21 protein-coding genes are annotated in these 23,872 nt (G+C 67.6%); 8 read left to right on the top strand and 13 right to left on the bottom strand.

What is annotated here, in order from left to right:
- The first annotated feature begins 41 nt into the window (after positions 1–41).
- Positions 42–1,070 (top strand): UDP-glucose 4-epimerase GalE, encoded by a 1,029-nt coding sequence (gene galE / locus ASF21_RS07080; protein ID WP_055768551.1) that lies wholly within the window; start codon positions 42–44, stop codon positions 1,068–1,070.
- 74 nt (positions 1,071–1,144) lie between these two features.
- Here the strand turns inward: galE and ASF21_RS07075 are convergent, their stop codons facing one another.
- The 3 genes from ASF21_RS07075 to fdxA form a co-directional block, all read right to left on the bottom strand.
- A complete protein-coding gene (locus ASF21_RS07075; protein ID WP_055768548.1) occupies positions 1,145–2,428 on the bottom strand; it encodes a citrate synthase in 1,284 nt (427 codons plus the stop codon).
- 166 nt (positions 2,429–2,594) lie between these two features.
- Positions 2,595–3,746, bottom strand: a complete 1,152-nt coding sequence (dapC, locus tag ASF21_RS07070) for a succinyldiaminopimelate transaminase (protein WP_414826616.1) — start codon at positions 3,744–3,746, stop codon at positions 2,595–2,597.
- 3 nt (positions 3,747–3,749) lie between these two features.
- The gene (gene fdxA, locus ASF21_RS07065) at positions 3,750–4,097 is read right to left on the bottom strand and encodes a ferredoxin (RefSeq protein ID WP_055768541.1); all 348 of its coding nucleotides are present in this window, start codon (positions 4,095–4,097) and stop codon (positions 3,750–3,752) included.
- Between the two features lie 155 nt (positions 4,098–4,252).
- Here fdxA and ASF21_RS07060 point away from each other — a divergent pair, with 155 nt between their 5' ends.
- Complete coding sequence (locus ASF21_RS07060; protein ID WP_055768538.1) at positions 4,253–4,480, top strand: hypothetical protein; 228 nt, start codon at positions 4,253–4,255, stop codon at positions 4,478–4,480.
- A gap of 141 nt (positions 4,481–4,621) precedes the next feature.
- Positions 4,622–5,116 carry an ArsR/SmtB family transcription factor gene (locus tag ASF21_RS07055; protein WP_055768535.1) on the top strand — a complete coding sequence of 165 codons (495 nt, stop codon included), beginning with the start codon at positions 4,622–4,624 and terminating at the stop codon, positions 5,114–5,116.
- 18 nt (positions 5,117–5,134) lie between these two features.
- Here ASF21_RS07055 and ASF21_RS07050 read toward each other — a convergent pair whose 3' ends face one another.
- The 7 genes from ASF21_RS07050 to ASF21_RS07020 form a co-directional block, all read right to left on the bottom strand.
- Complete coding sequence (locus ASF21_RS07050) at positions 5,135–5,506, bottom strand: hypothetical protein (RefSeq protein ID WP_157365762.1); 372 nt, start codon at positions 5,504–5,506, stop codon at positions 5,135–5,137.
- A gap of 198 nt (positions 5,507–5,704) precedes the next feature.
- Entirely contained in the window at positions 5,705–7,621 is a 1,917-nt protein-coding gene (gene typA, locus ASF21_RS07045) for a translational GTPase TypA (RefSeq protein WP_055768529.1), read from the bottom strand.
- A 223-nt stretch (positions 7,622–7,844) separates the two neighbouring features.
- On the bottom strand, positions 7,845–9,542 hold the full coding sequence (locus ASF21_RS07040; protein WP_055768526.1) for a dipeptide ABC transporter ATP-binding protein: 1,698 nt from the start codon (positions 9,540–9,542) through the stop codon (positions 7,845–7,847).
- Positions 9,539–10,549 (bottom strand): ABC transporter permease, encoded by a 1,011-nt coding sequence (locus tag ASF21_RS07035; RefSeq protein WP_082471290.1) that lies wholly within the window; start codon positions 10,547–10,549, stop codon positions 9,539–9,541. Before ASF21_RS07035 ends, ASF21_RS07040 begins: the two co-directional genes overlap by 4 nt.
- Positions 10,542–11,468 carry an ABC transporter permease gene (locus tag ASF21_RS07030; RefSeq protein WP_055768523.1) on the bottom strand — a complete coding sequence of 309 codons (927 nt, stop codon included), beginning with the start codon at positions 11,466–11,468 and terminating at the stop codon, positions 10,542–10,544. The genes ASF21_RS07035 and ASF21_RS07030 overlap by 8 nt, the downstream gene beginning before the upstream one ends.
- A gap of 136 nt (positions 11,469–11,604) precedes the next feature.
- Entirely contained in the window at positions 11,605–13,242 is a 1,638-nt protein-coding gene (locus ASF21_RS07025; protein ID WP_055768521.1) for a peptide ABC transporter substrate-binding protein, read from the bottom strand.
- Positions 13,243–13,621: 379 nt separating this feature from the next.
- On the bottom strand, positions 13,622–15,451 hold the full coding sequence (locus ASF21_RS07020; protein ID WP_055768519.1) for an ABC transporter ATP-binding protein: 1,830 nt from the start codon (positions 15,449–15,451) through the stop codon (positions 13,622–13,624).
- A gap of 89 nt (positions 15,452–15,540) precedes the next feature.
- Between ASF21_RS07020 and ASF21_RS07015 the strand changes: the two genes are divergently transcribed.
- Entirely contained in the window at positions 15,541–16,164 is a 624-nt protein-coding gene (locus tag ASF21_RS07015) for a PH domain-containing protein (RefSeq protein WP_055768517.1), read from the top strand.
- An 8-nt stretch (positions 16,165–16,172) separates the two neighbouring features.
- Here ASF21_RS07015 and ASF21_RS07010 read toward each other — a convergent pair whose 3' ends face one another.
- From ASF21_RS07010 to ASF21_RS07000, 3 genes are all read right to left on the bottom strand, one after another.
- Positions 16,173–17,204: an ABC transporter permease gene (locus ASF21_RS07010; protein WP_082471289.1), complete on the bottom strand. Its 1,032-nt coding sequence runs from the start codon at positions 17,202–17,204 to the stop codon at positions 16,173–16,175.
- Positions 17,201–18,742: an ABC transporter permease gene (locus ASF21_RS07005; protein WP_055768515.1), complete on the bottom strand. Its 1,542-nt coding sequence runs from the start codon at positions 18,740–18,742 to the stop codon at positions 17,201–17,203. Before ASF21_RS07005 ends, ASF21_RS07010 begins: the two co-directional genes overlap by 4 nt.
- Positions 18,743–18,985: 243 nt before the next feature.
- Positions 18,986–20,782 (bottom strand): ABC transporter family substrate-binding protein, encoded by a 1,797-nt coding sequence (locus ASF21_RS07000; RefSeq protein ID WP_055768514.1) that lies wholly within the window; start codon positions 20,780–20,782, stop codon positions 18,986–18,988.
- Between the two features lie 422 nt (positions 20,783–21,204).
- Between ASF21_RS07000 and ASF21_RS06995 the strand changes: the two genes are divergently transcribed.
- From ASF21_RS06995 to ASF21_RS06980, 4 genes are all read left to right on the top strand, one after another.
- A complete protein-coding gene (locus tag ASF21_RS06995) occupies positions 21,205–21,519 on the top strand; it encodes a hypothetical protein (RefSeq protein ID WP_055768512.1) in 315 nt (104 codons plus the stop codon).
- A 54-nt stretch (positions 21,520–21,573) separates the two neighbouring features.
- The gene (locus tag ASF21_RS06990) at positions 21,574–21,906 is read left to right on the top strand and encodes an RtcB family protein (RefSeq protein ID WP_055768509.1); all 333 of its coding nucleotides are present in this window, start codon (positions 21,574–21,576) and stop codon (positions 21,904–21,906) included.
- Positions 21,907–22,152: 246 nt separating this feature from the next.
- On the top strand, positions 22,153–22,530 hold the full coding sequence (locus ASF21_RS06985) for a LexA family protein (RefSeq protein ID WP_055769309.1): 378 nt from the start codon (positions 22,153–22,155) through the stop codon (positions 22,528–22,530).
- A gap of 43 nt (positions 22,531–22,573) precedes the next feature.
- Positions 22,574–23,863, top strand: a complete 1,290-nt coding sequence (locus ASF21_RS06980; protein WP_055768506.1) for a Y-family DNA polymerase — start codon at positions 22,574–22,576, stop codon at positions 23,861–23,863.
- Positions 23,864–23,872: the final 9 nt, after the last annotated feature.

The following is a 23,872-nucleotide window of genomic DNA, read 5'->3' as shown; positions in this document are numbered from 1 at the left end:
CATCCCGCGGGCCCGAGTGAGCGCCCGCCTAGGATGGGAGCATGAAGATCCTCGTTACCGGTGGCAGTGGCTACATCGGCTCGCACACCGTCCTGACCCTGCTCGAGAACGGCCACGACGTCGTCGTCGTCGACAACCTGCTGAACTCCACCGAGACCTCCCTGCAGCGCGTCGCCACCCTCGCCGGCCGTTCCCCGGTGTTCCACCACGCCGACCTCCTCGACGAGGCCCGACTCCGCGCGATCTTCGCGGAGGAGCAGGTCGACGCCGTGATCCACTTCGCGGGACTGAAGGCGGTCGGCGAGTCGGTGGAGAAGCCGCTGTACTACTACCACAACAACGTGGGCGGGACGCTGAACCTCCTGCGCGTCATGGACGACGCCGGAGTGCGCACGCTCGTGTTCAGCTCCTCCGCCACGGTCTACGGGGCGTCCGAGGAAGTACCGCTCACGGAGAAGCTCCCGCTCGACGCCGTCAACCCCTACGGACGCACCAAGGAGCAGATCGAGGACATCCTCAGCGACCTCGGGGCGGCGGATGCCCGCTGGAACATCGCCCTGCTGCGCTACTTCAACCCGGTGGGCGCGCACTCCTCCGGCACGATCGGCGAGGACCCCACCGGCATCCCGAACAACCTCCTGCCGTTCGTGGCGCAGGTGGCCGTGGGGCGCCGCGAGAAGGTCCTGGTGTTCGGCAACGACTACCCGACGCCGGACGGCACGGGGGTCCGCGACTACATCCACGTCGTCGACCTCGCCGCCGGCCACCTCGCCGCGCTGGACTACCTCGTGGCCCACGGCGGCGTGCACACCTGGAACCTCGGCACCGGCAACGGGTCCTCGGTCCTCGAGGTCCTCGCCGCCTTCTCGGCAGCCGTGGGCCGCGAGATCCCGTACGAGTTCGCCCCCCGCCGCCCCGGGGACGCCGCCGTCAGCTACGCGGACCCCTCCTCGGCCCTCGCCGACCTCGGCTGGTCCGCCGCCCGCACGCTCGCCGAGATGTGCGAGGACCACTGGCGCTGGCAGCGGAACAACCCGCAGGGCTACGCCACCATGCACCAGAACGCCTGACGCCCCGGTACCACGACGACGGCCGCCCACCTCGCGAGGTGGGCGGCCGTCGTCGTACGGTCCGTGCTGCGGTGCTAGCTGGCCGGGTAGTGGCGCTCGCCCTCACCCGTGTAGAGCTGGCGTGGACGGCCGATCTTCGTCTGCGGATCCTGCATCATCTCGCGCCACTGGGCGATCCACCCGGGCAGGCGGCCGATGGCGAACAGGACGGTGAACATCTTCTCCGGGAATCCCATGGCCTTGTAGATGAGGCCCGTGTAGAAGTCCACGTTCGGGTACAGCTTGCGCTCGATGAAGTAGTCGTCCGCCAGCGCCTTCTCCTCGAGCCTCATCGCGATGTCCAGCAGCTCGTCGTTCCCGCCGAGCTTGCTGAGGATGTCGTGCGCCGTGGCCTTGACGATCTTCGCGCGCGGATCGTAGTTCTTGTAGACGCGGTGCCCGAAGCCCATGAGCTTCACGCCGTCTTCCTTGTTCTTGACCTTCTCCATGAAGTCCTCGGGCTGCATGCCCTTAGCCTGGATGTCGCGCAGCATGTTGAGCACGGCCTCGTTGGCCCCGCCGTGCAGCGGGCCGAACAGGGCATTGATCCCCGCAGAGACGGACGCGAACATGTTCGCGTTGGAGCTTCCGACGAGGCGGACGGTCGACGTCGAGCAGTTCTGCTCGTGGTCGGCGTGCAGGATGAGCAGCAGGTCCAGTGCCTTGACCATCATCGGATCGAGATCGTACGGCTCGGCGGGCAGGCCGAAGGAGAGCCGCAGGAAGTTCTCGACGAGGTTCATCGAGTTGTCCGGGTACAGCATCGGCTGTCCGATGGACTTCTTGTGGGCGTAGGCGGCGATGACGGGCAGCTTCGCCATCAGGCGGAACGTCGAGAGCTCCACCTGTTCGTCGTCGAACGGATCGAGGGAGTCCTGGTAGAACGTGGACAGCGCCGAGACGGCGGAGGACAGCACGGGCATCGGGTGCGCGTCGCGGGGGAAGCCGCCGAAGAAGCCCTTGAGCTCCTCGTGCAGCAGCGTGTGGCGGCGGATCCGGCCGTCGAACGCGCCGAGTTCCTCGGGCGTGGGCAGGTTGCCGTAGATGAGGAGGTAGGACACCTCGAGGAAGCTGGAGTTCTTCGCGAGCTCCTCGATCGGGTAGCCGCGGTACCGCAGGATCCCTGCGTCGCCGTCGATGTACGTGATCGCGGAGCTGGTGGCCGCGGTGTTCATGAAACCGGGGTCGAAGGTGACCTGGCCGGTCTGCTTGAGCAGCTTCGACACGTCGTAGCCGTTGTTGCCCTCGACAGCGGGCACCAGCGGCAGGCTGAGCTCTCCTCCGTCGTAGTGCAGGGAGGCAGCTTTCTGCTCTGTCATTGATTCTCCTTCAGGAGCTGGAGCGGGGGTGTCGCCACGATCATCGCTGCGCAGGAGGACACGCGTCGTTCCGGCGATCGCATATTCAGCTGAAACGCTACCGTCCGGCAGCCCTCCACCACTAATCCTGCTGGCCTTCGTTGTGGAACAGCAACGGCACGCGTCCTCAGCGGAGAGTGTCCGCCAGCCGGGCGGCGGCCGCATCGACCCGCTCGTCTGTGCCCGTCAGGGCGACCCTGACGAAGCCGTTCCCCGCGTCCCCGTAGAACACGCCGGGACCCGCGAGGATCCCGAGCCCGGCCAGCATGCCGATGGTGTCCCAGGTCCCCTGCCCGTTGGTCACCCAGAGATACAGGCCCGCCACCGAACCCGAGACGGTGAAGCCCGCGCGCTCCAGGGCGGGGACGAGCACCCCCCGACGACGGCGGTAGAGGTCCTTCTGCGCGGCGACGTGGGCATCGTCCGCCAGGGCTGTGCGCATGGCCTCCTGCACCGGATACGGCACGATCATGCCGGCGTGCTTGCGCGAGTTGACGAGGTTGGCGACGATCGCCGGGTCGCCGGCCGTGAAGGCGGCCCGATACCCGGCGACATTCGACTGCTTGCTCAGCGAGTACACCGCGAGGAGGTTCGCGTGCGAGCCGCCGGAGACCCGCGGGTCGAGCACGCTCGGGACCGGTTCCCCGCCGTCGGCGGGATCCCACGCACCCCAGCCCAGTTCGCCGTAGCACTCGTCCGAGGCGACGACGGCACCGAGCGCGCGGGCGTCGTCGACGACCGTCTTCAGCGCTGGGACGTCCAGCACCTCTCCGGTCGGATTGCCGGGCGAGTTGATCCACACGAGCCGGACGCGTGCGCGGACGTCGTCGGGGAGCTCGTCGAGGGAGTCGGCCGCGACCGGGGTGGCGCCGGCGAGGTGGGCCCCGACGTCGTACGTGGGATAGGCGACCGTGGGACGCACCACGACGTCACCGGCCCGCAGGCCCAGCAGCAGGGGCAGCCACGCCACGAGCTCCTTGGAACCGACAGTTGGCAGGATGTCCTGCGGATCGAGGTCGGTCACTCCCCTGCGGCGCGCGAACCAGTCGCTGATGGCCTCACGGAGTGCCTGCGTCCCGTGGGTCGTCGGGTAGCCGTGAGCGTCCGCCGCCGAGGCCAGGGCGTCCTGGATGAGGCCGGGCGTGGGATCCACGGGGGTGCCGATCGACAGGTCGACGATGCCGTCGGGGTGCCGTGCGGCGATCTCCCGGTAGGGCGCCATGGCGTCCCACGGGTAGTCCGGCAGCTGTAGGCCGAACGGTCTCGGCTCCCCGGCCACCACCTAGGCGGGCTGGTTCTGGGGCGGGAGCGCCGCGATGATCGGGTGGTCGAACCCGGCGTTGCCGACCTTCGCCGCTCCGCCGGGCGACCCGAGCGCCGCACCGGCCGGAGCGGGCACGTCGAAGAACTCGACATTGGCCTTGTAGTACTCGGCCCACTGCTCGGGGGTGTCGTCCTCGTAGTAGATGGCCTCCACCGGGCACACGGGTTCACACGCACCGCAGTCCACGCACTCGTCGGGGTGGATGTAGAGCGACCGCTCGCCCTCATAGATGCAGTCGACAGGGCATTCCTCGATACAGGCCTTGTCCTTAACATCCACGCATGGCTGCGCGATTACGTAGGTCACTTCCCACGCCTTTCCTGGTGACTGGGGTCGGCTGACGCACCCTGGGGTACGGCTTCCAGCTTAACGCAAGGCCCCGCCCCGCCCGGACCGGATCCACGGAGATCGCTGGTCCACCCGCCGGCACGTCGGAGGTGCAGTGCGCCTACGCTTGACGCGTGCAGAACCCCGCCGACCTCCTCGCCTCGCTCCCCCTCAGCACGAGGGTGGTGGTGCGCCGCCGCGACGGGGACGGGTTCTCGGACTCCCTCGGGGACCTGGTGGCGCTCGATCCCGGCTCGTGCACGGTGCGGACGCGGCGGGGGGACGTCGTCGTCCCGCTCGCCGACATCACCGCCGCGAGGGCCGTGCCACCTCCGCCCCCTCGGCGGGCGCCGAGGCGCTGACCACGCGCCGACCGGATGCTGGTGGGGTGTTGGTGGGGTGCTGGTCGGGCGCTGGCCGGAGTCGGTGTGGCGGCACGTCATCACCCGTCACAGTGATTGGGACCTATCAATCAATGACCCGGGTGCCCGTACAATCGGGGGATGACTGTCGACGAGGATCTCCAGGCCCGAGGGCGGGCACTCAGCTCACCGGTCAGGATCCGCATCCTGCGCCTGTGCCTCCATAAGGCGAGGACCAACAAGGAGATCGCAGAGATCCTGGAGCTGAATCCGGCAACGGCCCTCCATCATGTCCGGACCCTGCTGTCCACGGGTTTCCTCGCCGCGGACGACGCCAGGACGGGCAACCGCGGCGCGAAGGAGATCCCCTACCGCGCCACCGGCCTCTCCTGGAACAGCCGCATCCCCAATGCCGCGCCCGTCCTCGTCGAGACGTTCCTGCAGGAGATCGAGGGCCTGCAGCCCGCCGACATCGACGTCTGGCGGATGGGCATCAAGCTCAACGATTCCCACCGCGCCGAGATGATGGGACGCATCCGCGAGGTCTTCGAGGACTATGCGCGGCGCGAACCGGACCCCGACGGCACAGCCACGTCGATCATGCTCGCGCACCATCTGGACCGCACCGCGGACTGAGGATAGGACCCGGTCCCGTCAGGTCCTCCGGCCCGCGGACCCGACCGGCCTCAGCACGATGCTCCCCACCACGACGGTGCCGAGCGTCACGACCAGCACACCGAAGAGCCACAGGTTACCGGCCAGTGCCGTCCCCGGGGCGGACTCCGAGGCGCCGGTGAGGATCAGGGTCTTCGGGGACGTCGAGATCAGGGCCACGACGCCGTAGGCCACGGCCCCCGCGACGGCCGTCTGGATCACGGTGCGCGCCCACAGTCCGCTGAGCAGGAAGAGGCTCGCGGCGAGGACCAGGGCCCCGAGCGCGCCGATCGGGATCGCGGCGGAGCCGACGTACAGGAGCTGCCCGTGCAGCAGGGTCCCGAAGACCGCCGCCACGACTCCCGCAGCCACGCTCCCGAGGATCGACGGGATACGCCCGGGAGGAGCGCCTCTCACGGCGTCGGACGCCTCCCGGGACGGTCCCGCGGGCGCGACGCCCGCGGTCGACCGACCGGGACCATCCCCGAACGGGAACGACGAACGCCGGCCCTCCCCTGCTGGGGAGGTGCCGGCGTCGTCAGGGACCATGGTGCGCGGGGACAGCCGTGATCAGGCGCGGGCGCGTGAACGCGATGCGCGCATGCGCTCGTTGGCGTCCAGGATGACCTTGCGGATACGGATGGACTCCGGCGTGACCTCCACGCACTCGTCCTCGCGGGCGAACTCGAGCGACTCCTCCAGCGTGAGGTTCCGCGGCGGCGTCAGGTTCTCGAAGGTGTCCGAGGAAGCCGCACGCATGTTGGTGAGCTTCTTCTCCTTCGTGATGTTGACCTCCATGTCGTCGGCGCGTGAGTTCTCGCCGACGATCATGCCCTCGTACACCTCGGAGGTGGGCTGGACGAAGAAGGAGCCGCGCTCCTGCAGGTTGATCATCGCGAACGGGGTCACGACACCGGCGCGGTCGGCGATCATCGACCCGTTGGTGCGGTACTCGATGTCACCGGCCCATGGCTCGTAGCCCTCGGAGATGGACGCGGCGATACCGGCGCCGCGCGTGTCCGTGAGGAAGCGGGTGCGGAAGCCGATCAGGCCTCGTGCGGGCACGATGAACTCCATGCGGACCCAGCCGGTACCGTGGTTCGCCATGTTGGTCATGCGTCCCTTGCGGGCGGCCATGAGCTGCGTAACGCCGCCGAGGTACTCCTCGGGGACGTCGATGGTCATGTGCTCCATCGGCTCGTGGATCTTGCCGTCGATGGTCCTGGTGACCACCTGCGGCTTGCCGACCGTGAGCTCGAAGCCTTCGCGGCGCATCTGCTCCACGAGGATGGCCAGCGCGAGCTCGCCGCGGCCCTGGACCTCCCAGGCGTCGGGGCGGGCGGTGGGGAGCACGCGGAGCGAGACGTTGCCGATGAGCTCCTTGTCGAGGCGGTCCTTGACCTGGCGCGCGGTGACCTTTGCACCCTTGACCTTGCCTGCCAGCGGCGAGGTGTTGATCCCGATGGTGACGGAGATCGCGGGGTCGTCGACCGTGATGAGCGGCAGCGGCTGGGGATTGTCGACGTCCGTCAGGGTCTCGCCGATGGTGATGCCCTCGATACCGGCGACGGCGACGATCTCGCCGGGTCCCGCGGAGTCGGTGGGGACACGGTCGAGGGCCTTCGTGGCGAGCAGCTCGGTGATCTTGACGGTCTTGAGCTCACCGTTCTGACGGGCCCAGGCGACCTGCTGGCCCTTGCGGAGCGTGCCGTTGAAGATGCGGAGCAGAGCGAGGCGGCCGAGGAACGGCGAGGCGTCGAGGTTGGTGACGTGCGCCTGGAGGACACCGTCCGGGTTGTAGCGGGGCGCGGGGATGTGGTCGATGATCGTCTGGAACAGCGGTTCCAGGTTGTCGTTGGACGGCGCGCTGCCGTTCGCCGGCTGCTCGATCGACGCGGCACCCACGCGGGCCGCCGCGTAGACGACCGGCACGTTCAGGATGAGGTCGAGGTCCAGGTCGGGCACCTCGTCGGCGAGGTCGGAGGCGAGTCCGAGGAGCAGGTCCATCGACTCACTGACGACCTCCTCGATGCGGGAGTCCGGCCGGTCCGTCTTGTTGACCAGGAGGATGACGGGAAGCTTGGCCGCGAGGGCCTTGCGGAGCACGAAGCGCGTCTGGGGCAGCGGGCCCTCGGACGCATCGACGAGCAGGACGACGCCGTCGACCATGGACAGCCCGCGCTCCACCTCGCCGCCGAAGTCGGCGTGGCCCGGGGTGTCGATGACGTTGATGGTGATGGTCTCGCCCTTGGCCGCGGGGCCGTCGTAGAACACCGTGGTGTTCTTCGCGAGGATGGTGATGCCCTTCTCGCGCTCGAGGTCGCCCGAGTCCATGACGCGGTCGGCCACGTCGCCGTGGGCCGCGAACGAATTGGTCTGCTTCAGCATGGCGTCGACCAGGGTGGTTTTTCCGTGGTCAACGTGGGCCACGATGGCTACGTTGCGGAGATCGCTGCGGACAGCGGTGTTGCCTGTGGTTTCAGACATGCGTGATTACTCAATTCGGTATCTACTGCGGGGAAATTGACGGCGGCTGCACTGCACGCCCTCTTACCAGTCTAGGCGCTGGGGAAAAACAGACCTAATGCGGCCTGTCAATGGCTGTCCGGATCGGTACCGGCACAGAACGACGGCGGCCCTCCGGGTGGAGGACCGCCGTCGTCGTGGTGCTGCGGCCGGCTCGGGCCGCGCCGCGCGATGCGCGGTGGGACTAGGCGACCTCGGGCGGCAGCTCGAGGGCAGCACCCGGGATCGCTGCGAGGAGCGCCTGGGTGTACGCGGTCGTCGGGTTGTCGAACACCTGGTCGGTGGTGCCCTGCTCCACGAGCTTCCCCTTCTCCATCACGGCCACGTGGTCGGCGATCTGCCGGACCACGGCGAGGTCGTGCGTGATGAAGAGGTAGCTGAGCCCGAGCTCGGACTGCAGGTCGGCGAGCAGGTTCAGGATCTGCGCCTGCACGAGCACGTCGAGTGCCGAGACGGCCTCGTCGCAGATGACGACCTCCGGGTCGAGGGCCAGCGCACGCGCGATCGCCACGCGCTGGCGCTGCCCGCCCGAGAGCTCGTTCGGGAAGCGCTGCATCATCGCGGACGGCAGGGCCACCTGGTCGAGGAGCTCCCGGACCTTCTTCTCGCGCATCTTCGCCGTACCGACACCGTGGACCCGCAGGGGCTCCTCGATGGTCCGGTAGATGTTGTACATCGGATCGAGCGAGCCGTAGGGGTCCTGGAAGATCGGCTGCACGCGGCGGCGGAAGTCGAACATCTCCTTGCGCCCGAGCGTCGTGATGTCCACGCCGTCGAACCGGATGCTGCCCGACGTCGCCCCCTCCAGGCCGAGGACCATCTTCGCGACGGTCGACTTCCCGGATCCGGACTCGCCGACGACGGCCGTGGTGGTGCCGCGGGCGATCGAGAAGGACACCTTGTCCACCGCGGTGAAGTCGGTCGACGTGCCCCAGCTGCCGCGGATTTTGAAGACCTTCGTCAGGTCCTCGACCTCGATCACCCGGTCGAGCGCGGCGGTTGCCGTGACCGAGGGTGCCAGCAGGTCCTGCGTCCGGACACCGGCCTTCTTCGCCGACTCGATCCGGCGGGAGGCGATCGACGGCGCCGAGGCCACCAGCTTCTGCGTGTAGGGGTGGCGCGGGTTGGTGAGCAGCTTGAGCGCGGGCCCGGCCTCCACGACCTGACCCTTGTACATGACGATCACCTTGTGGGCGCGCTCGGCCGCGAGGCCGAGGTCATGGGTGATGAGCAGCACCGCGGTGCCGAGCTCCTCCGTCATGGTGTCGAGGTGGTCGAGGATCTGCCGCTGCACCGTCACGTCCAGGGCCGACGTCGGCTCGTCCGCGATGAGCAGGCGCGGCCTGCAGGAGAGCCCGATGGCGATCAGGGCGCGCTGGCGCATCCCGCCGGAGAACTCGTGCGGGTACTGGTTGGCGCGCGATGCGGCGTCGGGCAGGCCCGCCTCCGCGAGTACCTTCGCGACGTCCTGCGGCCCGCTCGGCAGGCCGTTGGCCTTCAGCGTCTCGCGCACCTGGAAGCCGATCTTCCAGACCGGATTGAGGTTGGACATCGGGTCCTGCGGCACCATGCCGATGGACGAACCCCGGAGCTCGACGATCCGCTTCTCCGAGGCGTGGGTGATGTCCTCGCCGTCGAAGATGATGCTGCCGTTGGACACGCGTCCGTTGGCGGGCAGGAGGCCGATCGCGGCCAGCGCCGTCGTCGACTTCCCGGACCCGGACTCCCCCACGATCGCGACGGTCTCGCCGGGCATGACGGTCAGGTGCGCGTTGCGCACCGCCGGTACGTCTCCGTTCGACGTCGAGAAGGTGATGGCCAGGTCCCGGAGCTCGAGGAGCGGCTGGGGCGTGGCGGTCTGGTGACCTGTGCTGTGGCTCATCGCTTGCGCGCCTTCGGGTCGAGAGCGTCACGCAGGGCGTCGCCCAGCATGATGAAGCTCAGAACGGTGATGGACAGGGCGAGGCCCGGCCAGAAGATGGCCATGGGGTTGCTCCGCAGCGAGGGCTTCGCCGAGAAGATGTCATTCCCCCAGGACATGACGTCCGGCGGGAGCCCGATCCCGAGGAAGGACAGCGTGGACTCCGCGACGATGAACGTCCCGAGCGAGATGGTCGCGATGACGATGACCGGTGCCAGGGCGTTCGGGATGACGTGCTTGACGAGGGCACCGAGCGGCGACACCCCGAGCGAGCGCGCCGCGGTCACGAAGTCGGCGTTGCGTACCTCGATCACGGCGGCCCTCGTGATGCGGGCGATCTGGGGCCAGCCGAACGTGACCAGGATGACGACGAGCGTCCAGACGTTGCGGTTCTGCTGGAAGACCGGCAGCTGCACGACGACGATCGCGCCGAGGATGAGCGGGAGCGCGAAGAAGATGTCGCCGATGCGGGCGAGAATCGCGTCGACCCAGCCACCGAAGAAGCCGGCGAGGGCGCCGATGAGGCCACCGATCAGGACCACGCCGAGGGTGGCGAACAGCCCGACCGTGAGGGACGACTGCGTGCCGTAGACGACGCGGGAGAGGATGTCGCAGCCCTGGACCGTGAAGCCGAGCGGGTGTCCCGCGACGGGCCCGCCGTCGGAGTTCTCGAGCAGGCAGTTCTCGTTGGGCGGTTCGTTGGTGAAGACACCGGGGAAGAGTGCCACGAAGATGACGGCGAGGATCAGGACGGCGCTGATGATGAACAGCGGCTGCTTGCGCAGGCTGCGCCAGGCCTCCCCCCAGAGACTGCGGGGGGCGGCGTCGGACACCGTACTGTCCGTCGCGCGGACCGGCGTCTCGTCGACGTTCGCGACGAAGTGCTCGATCGGGTAGGCGGAGGTCTTGGTGCGGACCACGGGCGCCGGGCCCTGCGTGCCGGGTGAGGTGTGTGTTGGTTCAGGCATATCGAATCCTTGGGTCCAGCCACGCGTACAGGAGATCCACCAGCAGGTTCGCCAGGCAGAAGATGAGGATGAGGAACGTGACGATCGAGACGACCATCGGCCCGTCCCCGTTGAGCACGGCACGGTAGAGGGTGTTGCCGACGCCGTTGACGTTGAAGATGCCCTCGGTGACGATCGCGCCTCCCATGAGGGCGCCGAGGTCGGCGCCGAGGAAGGTCACCACCGGGATCAGCGAGTTGCGGAGGACATGGACGACGACGACGCGGCGGCGGCTGAGGCCCTTGGCCGTTGCCGTGCGCACGTAGTCCGCGTTGACGTTCTCGATGATGCTCGTGCGGGTGAGGCGGAGGACGTAGGCGAAGGACACGAGCCCGAGCACCACCGCCGGCAGGAGCAGCTCCGTGAAGGTGGCGTCGCCGCTCACGGTCGGATTGGTCCACTGCAGCTTCACGCCGATCAGGAACTGCATGAGGAAGCCGAGCACGAAGATGGGGACCGCGATCACGATCAGGGAGAGGACGAGGACGGAGGAGTCGAAGATCTTCCCCTTGCGGAGACCGGCGATGAGGCCGAAGACGATCCCGAACACGGCCTCGATGACGAGGGCCATGATGGCGAGCTTCGCAGTGGTCGGGAAGACCTCCGCGATGATGGTCGCGATCGGCCGGCCGGAGAAGTTCGTCCCGAGATCGAAGGTCAGGACGCCCTTGAGGTAGAGCAGGTACTGGATCCAGAACGGCTGGTCGAGGTTGTACTGCTCGCGCAGGCCGGCCACGACGGCGGGGGTGCAGCCGCGCTCGCCGCAGATCGCGGCGGTGGCGTCACCGGGGAGGCTGAAGACCAGGAAGTACACCAGCAGGGTGGCACCGAGGAAGACGGGGATCAGCTGGAGGAAACGTCGGACGATGTACCAGACCATCAGCGCCGACCTCCCGATGCCGACGGCGTCCGCACGGGACGCAGGTGGGGGTTGCTCATGAGGTGTTGGACCTTTTCGTTGGAGCACGGAAAGGGGGCCTGCCCGCAGGCGGGCAGGCCCCCTCGTCCGTTAGGGGTTACTTGCCGGTGATGGCGTAGTAGAGCGGAACACCGTTCCAGCCGAACTCGACGTTGTCCACGTTGCTGCTCCAGCCGCCCTGGGCGACCTGGTACCACAGCGGGATGGCCGGGAGATCCTCGAGGAGGTCCTCCTGCGCCGCGTTCATCGCCTCGTTGCCCTCTTCGACAGTGCTGGCGGCGAGACCGTCGGTCAGCTGCTGGTCGAACTCGGGGTTGCTGTAGCGGGCGTCGTTGGAGCCGGCACCCGTGGCGTAGATGGGCCCGAGGAAGTTGTACAGCGACGGGTAGTCGGCCTGCCAGCCGGCGCGCAGTGCACCGGTGAGGGTCTCCTCCGTGGCTTCGGTGCGCGCTTCCTTGAACGTCGCGTACGGCTTGCCCGCGACCTCGATGCCGAGGTTGTTCTTGATGTTGTTCACCACGGCCTCGACCCAGGTCTTGTGGTCGCCCTTGTCGGCGTTGTAGCCGATGGTCAGGGGCTGCGACTCGTCGTAGGGCGCGATCTTCTCGGCGTCCTCCCAGAGCTTCTTGGCCTGCTCGGGGTTGTACTCGAGGTTCTCGCTCCCCGGCAGTTCGTCGCTGTAGCCCTCGAGCACGGGGGCGGTGAAGTCCTTGGCGGGCTCGCGGCCACCGTTGAAGATGACCTCGGTGATCTCGTCGCGGTTGATCGACATCGACAGCGCCTGGCGGCGGAGCTTGCCGGCCTCACCCTCCCAGTTCGGGAGGTAGTACGGGATCGCAATCGTCTGGTTGCCCGCGTACGGCGACTCGATCGAGCGCTCGCCGAGGTCGTTCTTGAAGTTCTTGATGTCGCTCGTGGGGATCGTCTTCAGGACATCCAGGTTGTCCGAGATGAGGTCCTGGTACGCCGTCGTGTCGTTCTGGTAGATCTTGAACGTCACGCCACCGTTCTGCGCTTCCTGCGGGCCCTCGTACTCGTCATTGGGGACGAGTTCGATCTGCTGGTTGTGCTGCCAGGCACCCTCGGCGGCGAACTTGTACGGGCCGTTGCCGATCGGGTTCTCGCCGAACGCCGCGGGGTCCTCGAGGGCGGCGGCGGGCAGCGGGAAGAACGCGCTGTAGCCGAGGCGCAGCGGCCAGTCGGACTCGGGCTGCGAGAGCTTGACGGTGAAGGTGCGGTCGTCGACGACGGTGAGCCCGCTCATGGTCTCCACGGTGGAGCCCTCGGCGCTGGCTTCCTCGTACCCTTCGATGCTCTCGAAGAAGTAGCTGGAAAGCTGCGCGTTCTTGGCGGCGGCTCCGTAGTTCCAGGCATCCACGAAGGAGCTCGCGGTGACGGGATCGCCGTTGGTGAAGGTCTTCCCCTCCTTGAGCGTGATCGTGTAGTTCTGGGCGTCCTCGGTCTCGATGGACTCGGCCATCTCGTTCTCCGGCTTGCCGTCGGCGTCGTAGCTGACCAGCCCGGCGAAGATGAGGTCGAGGATGGCGCCGCCACCCACCTCGTTGGTGCTGGTGGGGATCAGCGGGTTCTGGGGCTCGGATCCGTCCACCACGATGACGGCATCGGTGGTGCCTTCGCTCGTGCCGGATTCATTGCTTCCGCCGCCGCATGCACTCAGCGACAGCGCGGCGATGGCCGCGACACTGAGCATCTTGGAAGTGCGCGTGAAACGCATTCCGCCTCCTAGGTATTGGGTTCTTCCGGCGCTGATGTGGCCGGTCTAGTGGCTCCGCAGAGAGCGAGAGCCAACTCACACCGAAAAATCATATGCCCGTTTCGTTGCTTCCCTGAACATCTGGGGAGGCTGGGCGCTGAACCGGGTCCCGACAGGAGGCGGCATCCGGGTCTTTCCGCAGGCCAGCGGTACCGGCGTGTGCTGGTCACGCTTGGATAACGACTGGCGGGATCCGGCCTCGAATACTGTACAGCGCCCTGTGGGTCCACGGCGGCGACCGCCGGCCGGCCACCCCGGGCCCGGCACGCGAAAGCCCGCCCTGAGTCATCAGGACGGGCTTCCGCGAGCAGCCGGCGATCCCCTGCGGGAGCGCGCGCTGTCAGTCGCTCGTCGCCATGAGTTTCGCCCGGAGTTCGCGGCGCTCCCGCTGCTTGGCCGGATCCGGCAGCGGTACGGCGGCCAGGAGGCGCTGCGTGTACGGATCCTGCGGGCTGCGCAGGATCTGGTCACGGCTGCCCTGCTCGACGATCCGCCCGCGCTTCATGACGCAGATGTAGTCGGCGAGGACGTCCACCACGGCGAGGTCGTGGGTGACGAACAGGCAGGCGAAACCGAGTTCGCGCTGCAGGTTCTGGAACAGTTCCAGCACCTTCGCCTGCACCGACACGTCCAGGGCCGACGTCGGCTCGTCCGCGACCATGAGCTTCGGCCGGAGCGAGAGCGCCCGGGCGATACCCACGCGCTGCTTCTGCCCTCCCGAGAGCTCGTGGGGGTACCGGTTCCGATAGGAGCGAGGGAGCTCCACCTGGTCCAGCAGCGTCTCGATGCGCTTCTGCAGGGCACCGCCCTTCGCCTCGCCGGCGAGGAACATGGGCTCGCCGATGCTCTCGCCGATGGGCAGCCGCGGGTTCAGGGACGACGACGGGTCCTGGAAGACCATGCCGACGTGCCGTCGCACGGCGCCCAGTTCCTTCGACGACGGACGGAAGCCCGAGATGTCGGTGCCCACGACCTTCAGGGAGCCCGCTGCGACGGGCAGCAGTCCCACAGCCGCCCGCCCGATGGTCGTCTTGCCCGAGCCGGACTCGCCCACCAGTCCGATGACCTGTCCGGGATACACCGTGAGGTTCGCCCCCTCGACCGCCCGGAAGGCAGGCACGCGGCCCTGTTTCGGGTACTCGATGGCGACGTCGACCAGTTCGAGCACGGGCTCGGCCGACGGCGCGGTGACCCGCACCTCGTCGTCGAGCTGCGCGAGGACCTCGTTCTCCCGCCGCTCGAGTTCGGCGTGGTCCACCGACTGGAGTTCGGTGTGCGTCGCCGCCGCCAGCGCCGCGGTGATGTCGACGTCGTCGTTCCCGTCACCCTGCCCGAGGTGCGGCACGGCGGCCAGCAGCGCCTTGGTGTACTCGTGCTGCGGATTGTTGAAGATCTGCTCCGCCGTGCCGGTCTCGACGATGCGCCCCTTGCGCATCACCGCGATCCGGTCCGCGAGGTCGGCCACCACACCCATGTCGTGCGTGATGAGCACGATGGCGCTGTTGAGCTGGTTCCGCAGGTTCCTCATGAGGTCGAGGATCTCGGCCTGCACGGTGACGTCGAGGGCCGTGGTGGGCTCGTCGGCGATCAGCAGCTTCGGGTCGCAGGAGAGGGACTGCGCGATCATGGCACGCTGCCGCTGCCCGCCGGAGAGCTGGTGGGGGTACGAGCGGAAGGCCTTGTCGGGATCGGGCAGTTCCACCATCTGCAGGAGGCGCAGGGCGCGCTGCCTGGCTTCGTCCGGCGAGATCTCGTTGTGCAGCCGCAGGGTCTCGACGATCTGGAAGCCGACGGTGTAGACGGGATTGAGCGCCGTCATCGGCTCCTGGAAGATGACCGCCACGTCGTTGCCGCGGATCTGCCGCAGCTTCGCAGGGGACATCGTGAGGACGGACTTGCCGTTGAGCAGCACCTCCCCCGTCACGCGGCTGTTGGAGGGCAGGAGGCCGAGGAGCGACATCGAGCTCGCGCTCTTGCCGGAGCCCGACTCGCCCACGATCGCCAGGACCTCACCCGCGTTGACCTCGTAGTTCAGGTCGATGGCGGCGGGTACCCACTGCTTGTCGACGCCGAAGTCCACGCTGAGGTTGCGGACCTCGAGCACGGGCCCCTGCGCTGCCGGGCCGCCCGCTCCGGCTTCTGGCGTACCGCCGATGACCTGTGTACTCATGAGGGGTTCTCCTTCGTGGCGGAGCCCGCGCCGGTGGGCCGGGGCTCCTCGATTGCCGCGGGCGGCGTCGGTGCTGGGACCATGGAGCCATGGACAGCTCGAGTGTGGCCGGAGCCACCGTCTTCAAGGCGCAGACCAGCAGGTGGTTCACGGGTCTCGCCGTACTGGTGACCGCAGGGGGCCTCGCCTCCGTCGTGGCGACGGACGGCCCGGCCGGCCTGCTGACCGCGTGGCCGCTCCTCGGCATCGCCTACGGGGGGTGGTGGCTGTTCTGGTATCCGGCGGTCCTCGTCGCCGAAGACGCCGTCACGCTCCGCAATCCCCTGGTCACGGTGCGCGTCCCGTGGAACGCCCTGGTCGACGTCGATACCAGGTACGCCCTGAAACTGGTCACGCCGTCGCGCGGGTACACCGCCTGGGCAGCTCCCGCTCCCGGCGTGTGGGGCACGCACTCCGGCAAGGTGGAGCACCTGACGAACCTCCCGTCGACGAGCTACGGACCCGGTGGGTCGGTTCGACCCGGCGACCTGAAGAACACCGACTCCGGCCACGCGGCGTATCTCGTCCGCTCGCACTGGCAGGACCTGGTCGAGACCGGCCGGCTCGACGTGGACCGGCAGGAGAAGGCGCGGCGCAGCTGGAACCTGGCGCCCCTCGCGGTGGGCGTCCTCCTGGTCGTCGCGACGGCCCTGACGCCCGGCGTCGTCTCCTAGGAGGGACCTCACGCCGCGGGCTTCCCTGCGTCCTTCGCCCGGCCGGCGTTGAACTTCTTCTGCCGCGGGTCGAAGGCGTCCCGCAGGCCGTCGCCGATGAAGTTGATGCACAGGCAGATCAGCACGATGAACAGTCCCGGGAACCAGAACAGCCACGGCCTGGTCTGGAAGGCCTCCTGGTTCTGGCTGATGATGAGTCCGAGGGACACGTCCGGCGCCTTGACGCCGAACCCGATGTAGCTCAGGGCGGTCTCGAGCAGGATGGCCGAGGACATGAGCAGGGTCGTGTTGACGATGATCACGCCGACGGCGTTCGGCAGGATGTGCTTGAAGATGATGCGCGTGTTGGACGCGCCGGCGATCTTGGCCGCGTCCACGAACTCGCGCTCACGCAGCGTCAGGAACTCGCCGCGCACCAGGCGGGCGAGCCCCGTCCAGAGCACCAGGCCGAGGAACAGGCCGAGGAGCCAGATCTGCGCCCCCGACCCCACGTATCGGTTCACGGCCTGGCCGAGCGTCGCTGCGGCGAGGACCACGGGGATGATGATGATGATGTCCGTGAAGCGCATCAGCACGGCCTCGGTCCAGCCGCGGAAGTACCCGGAGCAGGCGCCGACGATCACGCCGACGAGTCCCGCGAGTGCGCCGATGATGAACATGATGATGATGGAGTTCTGCGTCCCGCGCATCGTCATGGCGAAGTAGTCCCGGCCGATCGAGTCCTGCCCGAACGGATGGTCCCCCCAGCTGAACGGGCCGGTGACGGTGGGCGCCCCACCGTTGAGCAGGGGCAGGAACTCGGTGTGGTTGTACTTCCACCAGCCCGGGATGCCCGCGAAGCCCACGGAGGTGAACGCCATGAGGAAGATGACGGCGAAGGCGACGAGGCTGATGATCGCCGCGGTGTTGTCGAAGAACTTCCGGCGGACGATCTGGCCCTGCGACAGGCCCTTGGCCTCCGGTTCGGGTGCGGGATGCGTGGGGCCGGTGACGGTGGCCGCTTCGCCGCTCGGGAGGTCCGAGGGAGTCTGGATGCTCATGCTTTCACCCTTACGCGAGGATCGAGGAACGAGTAGACGATATCGGCGACCAGGTTGAAGACGAGTGCGAGGATGCCCGCCACGAGGAAGAAGCCCATGATGGGATCGGGATCGGTCCGCTGCAGCGCCTGGACGAACAGCTGGCCCATGCCGGCGAAGGCGAAGACCTGCTCGGTGATGATGGCGCCGCCGATCAGGGCGCCGATGTCGAAGGCGACGAGGGTGGCGAGGGGGATGAGCGCGTTGCGGAAGGCGTGCCGCATGACGACGGTCCGCTCGCTGAGGCCCTTCGCGCGCCCGGTCCGGATGTAGTCCATGTTCATGATCTCGAGCATCGAGGCCCTGGAGTACCTGCTGTAGCTGGCGAGGGACGCGAGCAGGAGCGCGAGCGTCGGCAGGAGGAGGTGGGTGAAGGTGTCGAGGCCGTTGATCCAGAAGGTCCCGTCGAGGCCCGGGGTCTCCGCGCCGACCGTGGCGATCGGGCGGCCCCGCACGCGTGAGTTGCTGACGTAGGAGGGCCACGTGACCATGAAGCGATCCACCACGATCAGCAGGCCCATCAGGACGCCCGTGAGGGCGGCCGCGCGCATGCTCTGTCCCCGGTCGTAGCCGCCCATCGCGAATCCGACGCCCATGCCGACGAGCACGGTGATGACCGCGAGGATGATGATCATCCAGATGGTCGCGGCGTTGAGGATCGGGTTCACCACGTAGTAGGCCACGAGCCCCACCGCGACCATGATCAGCGAGGAGACGAGCGCCTTGCGGTTACGCAGCCCCGCCGTCAGCAGCACGATCCCGAACGCGATGCCGACTCCGGTCACCAGGATGACGATCGGGCCGAGGCCCGGCGTCGAGAACCAGTCGACGAGGTCCAGGACGAAGAGCAGGGCGGCGGCGACGACGGCGCCGAGGAGGAAGGCGATGCCCTTCCGCTTCCAGGACCGGCTGGCGAACAGGGCCCAGATGAGGCCGCTCGCAATCGCGACGACGACGATGGTGCTGACCGGTATGTCGGGGTCGGCGAGGAAGTTGTTGAAGCCGATGGCGCCGAACTCCTTCAGGAGCACCGCGAGCCAGAAGATCGGCAGGGAGAAGAACAGGAAGGACATGAAGGTGACGCCGTAGTCGAGGCCGCTGTACTGCCGCAGTGCGGTGATGATGCCCAGCGAGATGCCGATGATGATGGCGAGGACGGTGGCGGTGCTGACGAGGGTGATGGTATTGCCCATCGCGCGGGCGAGCGAGGTCGTGACGGACTCCCCCTGGATGCTGGCTCCCAGGTCACAGGTCGCCGCGAAGGGGACCAGGCACTTCACGGCCCCGGACAGCCAGCCGAAGTAGCGCAGCGGCGCAGGGGTGTTGAGGTCGAGAAGCTCCGTGCGGGCCTGGATCAGCTGCTCCCTGTTGGGCGCGTTACTGGCCCTGAGGTCCTCCAGCGGGTCCCCCGAGAGGGCGGTGAGCTGGTAGACGACGAAGGACGCGCCTAACAGGATGAGGACGGCGGTCACGAGACGCCGGACGATGTAGGTCACCATGTGTTTCAAAGCCTCAATGTCGGATGCGGATGGGGTCTACCCGCGCTTTGGCGAAAGTGTAGTGCAGGGTCCCGGGGTACGGAATGTGGCGTTTCCCAATCAGTCCGCCCGCCCGGGACCAGCGGCGTCGGCCCTTCCGCAACGCCGGCGGACCGCGGCGCACGGCACGAAAAAAGACGCCGGGACGGGCGAGTTCCCCTGTCCCGGCGCCTCTCTACGAGCGTGCCTGATGCAGCGGTGAGGCTACTGGACGACCTGCCAGTCCCAGAAGTTCCACCAGACGCCTGTCTGGTTCGGCATGTACTCGATGCCGGTGACGTTGTCGCTGTACGCGTCCACGCCGGGAACCTGGAACAGGGGCAGTCCGTACTTCGAATCCCAGATGAACTTGTCGATCTGCACCTGCAGGGCGTCCTGCTCGTCGGGATCCGTGGTCACGATCAGCTCGTCCATCAGCTCATCGGCCTCCGGGCTGGAGAAGCCGTTGAAGTTCGAGCCGTTGCCGGACTTGAAGATCTGCGGGACGCCGGACACGCCGACACCCGAGTTGATCCAGCCGAAGATCGTGGCGTCGTACGTGCCGTTGCCGAGCGCGGCCCCCCAGTCGGAGGACCCCAGTCCACCGTCGACGATCTTGAACCCGGCCTGGGCGGCCGACTCCGCGATCAGCGTGTACGAGTTGAGGCGGTTCGGGTTGTCGCGGTTGTACATGATCCGGACCTCGGGGGTGGCGCCGTCGAGCAGCTCCTTGGCACCCTCGATGTCGACCTCGCCGTAGGCCTCGGAACCGTTGTTGGACGAGGACTCCTCATAGGGAGCCTGGTCGGTCAGGAACAGCTGCGAATCGAGCGGCTGCGCATCCGGGTTGATCTTCTTCACGATCGTGTCGACGATCTGCTGGCGCGGAACCGTCTTCATGAAAGCCTCACGCACGGCCTCGTCCTCGAAGACACCGCTGAAGTTCAGGTCGAGGTGGTCGTAGGAGAGCTGGTTGCCCTGCTCCACCGTGACGCCTTCGAGCCCTTCGAGCTGCTCGACCGTGTCCGCGGATGCCTGAGGCGCGATGATGTCGACCTCGCCGTTCTGCAGGGCCTGGACCTGCGCCGGAGCCTCGCCGATGTAGCGGACCGTGATCTCGTCCACCTTGGCTTCCGGGCCCCAGCTGTAGTCCTCGTTGCGGGTCAGCGTCATCGACTGGTCCGGCGTGATGGCCGAGGCGATGAACGGGCCGTTCGAGAGGAACAGAGACTCGTCGGTCGGCAGTGACTTCGTGTCGAAGCCGGTGTTCCAGAAGTCGGCGAGGGCCTGCACCTCGGGACGCTCGACCGGGCTCTCGGGGTCACCCTTGGGCTCGGTCTCGATGAGCTCGATCAGTGCGTCCTCGTCGGCCAGGCCGCCCTTCTCGGCCAGCACGTGCGCGGGAGTGGAGATGCCGCCCTCGGTCATGAGGCCGAACGCCACCTCGTAGTCCGCGAAGGGCTCCGAGTAGTTCAGGGTGATGGACCGTCCGTCGTCGCCGATCTCCGGCAGTTCGGTGAGGGCGAGTCCGCCGGTGTCGCCCGCGTAGTCGAAGTAGGTCGCCCCGGAGACGATCTCGCCGGCGTCGTCGGTGGTGGCGTCGTTGAAGTAGCCGGACCCGATGGCCCAGGAGAGCAGGAGGTCTCCGCCGTCGACCGGTTCGCCATCGGACCAGTTGACGCCCTCGTTGACCGTGTACTTCACGCTCAGGGGATCCTCGGAGAGGACCTCCATGGTGCCGAAGTCCTCGTTTTTCTCCACCTCGAGGTCATTGTTGATGTAGACGAAGCCGGAGTGGGTCGCGTAGGCGATCTTGCCGTTGATGTCCACGTTGCCCTCGGAGCTGTTCGAATTGAACGAGCTGAAGGCATTCACTTCTACGACGCGGATGTTTCCGCCCGTTGCTTCGCCCTCGGCGCTCTCCTCGGGAGTCTCTGTTCCCGTGTTCGCAGCGCAGGCACTCAATGCGAGCGCCGCGACAGCAGCAACCCCCAAAGCCTTGGAAGTACGTCCGAAACGCATTCCGCCTCCTATTTCTCAGTGTGGTTCCAGCTTCACGCGGTGTTGCATGACAGCCGACACGCGACCCCCAGGGGGTGATGTCACTCACATGAGCGACAGCCTAGGGGCACATTGTTACCAGCAGGTATCCATCGGACTGGGCACTCCCCTGTTGTTATCGAGCTGCAACCAAATGTTCACAGGTCTTCTCCAGCATCTTTTCAGCGCCGCGTGGGCCGGGCCGGGCTCCCCCGCCGGTGGCGACCGTACCCGCGGTCCGGCGCTCCGCCGCGGGTCTGTACAGTCCGACGTCGTCGCCCGCCCGCGGCTTGAACGCTCGCGCGGCGGGTGTTTTGCTTAGGACACCGCGGCGGCGCCGGCAGGCCGGCGGACAACGGATCGCTGCCCCGGCGGGGCGGGCGACCAGACGGATGAGGAGCATCATGGCCTGGCTGTTCGTCGACCAGCATGCAGCGGTGTGGGACGACGACGCCAACGTGCAGGCAGCCATCGGCGCCCTGAAGGCGCGGCTCGACCAGCACAGGGAGGTGCACCTCTCCATCCAGAGCAAGGGATTGAAGGGGCCCGTCTTCGTCATCACCAGGGAGACGGTGCTCAGCTCGCCCGAGCTCAACAACCGGTTCAATGCGGATCTCTTCGCGGAGCTCACCACCCCGACCGCGCGCAACAGCCCCACCATCCACTGGTTCTCCGACGGCCGGGGTTTCGTCTCGGAGACCAACAGCCGGATGTGGTGAGGGCCGGACCGGAGCGTCGCCGGCAGCAGGAGTGTCCGTCGAGAAGGAGCACACATGCCAGAGCAGTTCCTCGCCCCCAGGTACCTCAGCTTCGCCGGCGTCCTCGACGATGCCGCACGGCAGCAGCTGATCGAGACGGCGTCCATGCCCTTCGTGTACCCGCACCTGGCCAGCGTGCCCGACGCGCACCTCGGCAAGGGATGCGCCTCGGGTACCGTCCTTCCCACCGAGCGGACCATCATCCCCGCCGCAGCCGGCGTCGACATCGATTGCGGCATGATCGCCGTCCGCACCCTGGACAGCGCGCACGACCTCCCACGGAACCTGCGTGCCCTGCGCGAGTGCTCGTCCGCGTCGATCACACCCTCCGCCAGATCCTCGACGTGAAAGGCGACTGACCGGGTACCGGGTTGACGCTCGGCGGACCGATCAGGACGTCGCCTCAGCAGGACCCCCCGGCGTGAGCGGACATCGGGTGTCACCGGCGACGTCTAGGATCAGGTGCCTGAGCCGGGGCCGCGCTCCAGGTGGGCCGGCAAGAAAAAGGAAGAGGTGCGCGGACGCGTGGATGAGTTCGGAGCCTCAGGGACGACGATCGGCCGGCCGGCTCCGGCTGCTGCCCGCACCGAGCTCATGCCGTCAGGATTCGCCTCGCCCGCACAGGACTGGTTCGAGGACAGGATCGACCTCAACAGGCATCTCATCCCGGACATCACCAGCACCTACATCGTGCGGGTGTCCGGGCACGCGATGGAGGGTGCCGGCATCTCCGACGGCGACGAACTGATCGTCGACCGGGCCCTGCAGCCCAGGGACCGGTCCGTGGTCATCGCCGTCCTCGACGGGGAGTTCGTCATCCGGAGGCTGCGAGTCGCGAGCCGTGATCCCGGCTCAGGTGCCGGGGCGGTCACCCTCGTCGCGGCCAGTGCCGTCTACCCGGACATCCCTGTTCCGGATCCTGAGGATCTCGTCATCTGGGGCGTCGCGACCAGGTGCCTGCACCGTGTCTGACCCGGAGTCACGGATCCGGGCTTCGACGCCCACGAGGTCGAGTGTGGCCCTGGTCGACGTCAACAACTTCTACGTCTCCTCCGAGCGGGCTTTCGACCCGTCGCTCGAGGGGAAACCGCTGGTCGTGCTGTCGAACAACGACGGCTGCGTGATCACCCGCAGCGCCGAGGCAAAAGCTCTGGGTATCCCCATGGGGGCTCCGTGGTTCCAGATCGCGGAGCAGGCGAAGGCCTGGGGGCTGCAGGCCCGGTCGAGCAACTACGAGCTGTACGGGGACATGAGCGCCCGCGTCATGGAAGTCCTCGGCCGGCACACGACCGACCTCGAGATCTACAGCATCGACGAAGCGTTCCTGACCCTCCGCGGTACTCACCTCGAACAACGCACCACCGGCAGGACCATCAAGCAGACGGTAGAGAGGAACACCGGGCTCCCGGTCTGCGTGGGCATCGCGCCCACGAAAACACTCGCGAAGCTTGCCAACCGGTGGGCCAAGGGGAACACGAAGCTCGACGGTGTCTGCCACTGGGAGCTCATCCCGGCCGGGCAGCGTGAGGCGCTCCTGCGCAGGCTGAAGGTCACCGACATCTGGGGTGTCGGCGCCAGGAGCGCTGCACGCCTGAACGCGCTCGGCATCGACTCGGCGTGGGACCTGACGCAGGCCGATCCGGTGGTGATCCGGAAGAAGTTCTCGGTGGTGCTGATGCGCACCGTGCTGGAACTGCAGGGCACGCCCTGCATCACGTCCAACGAGTCCACAGGCAACGAGCAGGTCATGTTCTCCCGGTCCTTCGCTCATCCGGTCAGCACTCCGGAGGCCATGCGGCAGGCGTTGAGCGTCTACGCCCAGGGAGCTGCGTCACGCCTGGCACGCAAAGACCTCCAGGGCAGAGTGCTCACCGCGTTCGCCGGTACCTCACCCTTCAGCACCGGCACCAGGAGCTCGCCCAGCATCTGCATTCCCTTGCCTGTGCACACCGCTGATCCGCTCGAGCTCACACGGGCTGCGCACAGGCTGCTGCCCGTCATCGAAGAAGGCGTCTCCTACATCCGCGCCGGCGTCATCATCACCGACCTCCAGCCCGTCGGGACACAGGACTCGCTCCTGAACCTCGAGCTGGGCTCGGGCGACGACGCGGACCCGGAGGGCGGGAGAGCCGGTGCGAAAGACACCGGCCCGCTGCTCCACGAGATCAGCCAGAGATTCGGGCGCTCCTCCATCGGTCTCGGTCACGCCGGCCTCAGGGCAGGCTCGGAGTGGACGATGAAGCGCGACATGCTCTCGCCGCACTACACGACGAAGTGGGCGGACCTCCCGGTCGTCAAAGCCTGATCGGGCTTC

The organism is Arthrobacter sp. Leaf234 (genome assembly GCF_001422665.1).
Taxonomy (GTDB): Bacteria; Actinomycetota; Actinomycetes; order Actinomycetales; family Micrococcaceae; genus Arthrobacter_D.
This window is presented reverse-complemented; position numbering and strand designations above follow the sequence as displayed.